Origin of the sequence: Flavobacterium sp. (assembly GCF_013822155.1) — a bacterium.
Taxonomy (GTDB): Bacteria; Bacteroidota; Bacteroidia; order Flavobacteriales; family Flavobacteriaceae; genus Flavobacterium.
This window is the reverse complement of sequence record NZ_PNJW01000153.1, coordinates 1-1,670: the sequence shown is the minus strand read 5'-3', so window position 1 is coordinate 1,670 and position 1,670 is coordinate 1. Positions and strand designations below refer to the sequence as shown.

General features: G+C 35.0%; 2 protein-coding genes and 1 pseudogene. 2 read left to right on the top strand and 1 reads right to left on the bottom strand.

All coding sequences use genetic code 11. The features are described from left to right. The first annotated feature begins 185 nt into the window (after positions 1-185). Together C0512_RS15470 and C0512_RS15465 are read left to right on the top strand one after the other, a co-directional pair. Entirely contained in the window at positions 186-1,049 is an 864-nt protein-coding gene (locus C0512_RS15470) for a hypothetical protein (protein ID WP_290863189.1), read from the top strand. A 3-nt stretch (positions 1,050-1,052) separates the two neighbouring features. Then, positions 1,053-1,262 carry a hypothetical protein gene (locus tag C0512_RS15465; RefSeq protein WP_290863187.1) on the top strand — a complete coding sequence of 70 codons (210 nt, stop codon included), beginning with the start codon at positions 1,053-1,055 and terminating at the stop codon, positions 1,260-1,262. Between the two features lie 220 nt (positions 1,263-1,482). On the opposite strand, the pseudogene C0512_RS15460 reads toward C0512_RS15465, so the two are convergent. Continuing rightward, positions 1,483-1,670 (bottom strand): annotated as a pseudogene (locus C0512_RS15460) (hypothetical protein); the annotation flags it as partial.

Genomic DNA, 1,670 nt, shown 5'->3' with positions numbered 1-1,670 from the left:
GGATTTGGCGCGGTGACTCATGAATGGATCATTGGTTTTTATTTCATTTTAAACACTTTTAAAAATCTAGTTGTTGACTTGGGCTGCTTAATTCTTTAATTTTTTAAACGTGTTGAATTATTAAAAAACTTGAAAAGGAATTTTGTTTGCGTAGGTTTTTGTACAAGATTTTTGTGAACAATCGGTTGATTGATTTCATTAGTTCACCATTTCTCAGCATTGTTACCCCTCCTATTATCGCGCTTTATTATGGGTCTTTAGACATTTGGGGTGATGAATGGGCAATATTTCGAGATTATAAAGAAACTCATGAAGCAATATTTACATATCTTGCAATTATTACTACAGTAATCTTATTTTTAAAAGGTGTTGCAGAACAATTCCGAAGCAAAATAAGTTCAAAATACCAGAATATTTTGCAAGCCATGGTGGCTTATTTTAATGAATTAGTAAAAAAGAAAAGAGACCGTTTTTTCCAAAAAGCAAGATCATTAAAGCCAAATACAGATATTTTTAAAGCTATTACACATCCCAAAGAACAGCTTGAATATGCTTTGGATGGAACTAAAAGGCTCTTAAGCAATGTGTTCAATTTAGAGTCCAAAAATATAGCTATAACTATAATTAGAGGTTCTGAAAAAGAGGATACGTGGTGGTATGAGTTTAAATGTGATGAACAAAAACAACACACTAAAGCTAAGGTAATAATGAATGGTAATTCAACTGCCAAATACTGCTTCCAGACGGGCGAGAGTATTTTTATACCTGACATACGAAAAGGGGTAAAAGAAGGCGCCTTTCTTCCCTCGGAAAGATCAAAAAAACTGGGTGTTGGGTCAATATATTGCAAGCCCGTCAGGGTCGAGGTGAACAATATTGATTATATTTATATTTTTACGATTGTTGTATACGGCCAGTTTATGTGTACTCCATACGATGAAGAAGAATGTAGGGCATGTGAAAGGTTGCTTGATGAGATATCTGATCGAGTCGAGCTTGAGTTATACCTTCATTCGATGAAAACTTTTAAAGAAAGCGGAGGTAAGTAGAGCATGAGAAGAATTCTAATTAGTAAGCGTGGCGAGTTTAATTACAATGAAAATAAATCCAGCTCTTTAGGTTATGCAATCAAGAAATTGGGTACTTTTTTTGATGGTGTTGAACGTGAAGAAAACGTTATAAAAGAAAGCTCTATAAAAATAGTAACAGTTTCCAATAATACTCTTAACTCAAGTGCAGATAGTATGAAAAACTCTGTGTAAAAGTCATAATATAATACGGGTCTTGCCAGAATAATGGGCCGCAGGGCGGATTATGCGCGTTATCTGCCGCATTTTTTTAAAAAACGTAAACGGCTTTCAAACCTTTTGGCCTTGGCTGGCGCTATGTGAGTCGGTACTGTGATTTTTGAAATCCTAAAATTAGATTTAGATGCTATGTCATATGAACTAAGGGTTTCATTAAAAACTAACTGGGTAAAAATTAAAACTTTAGAGGGTCGAATCTATAGCTAACTGAAACCAAACCCAAATAGGTAACAAACGGATCAAAATCACGATCGCTATAGAGCAAGGGAAGCTGATGTTCGATGCAGTAAGTTGCGATAATTACATCAATGGTTTTGCGAATGGTGATGCCTTGCTTGCGAAGAGCTCTATAGTTTTCTGCGC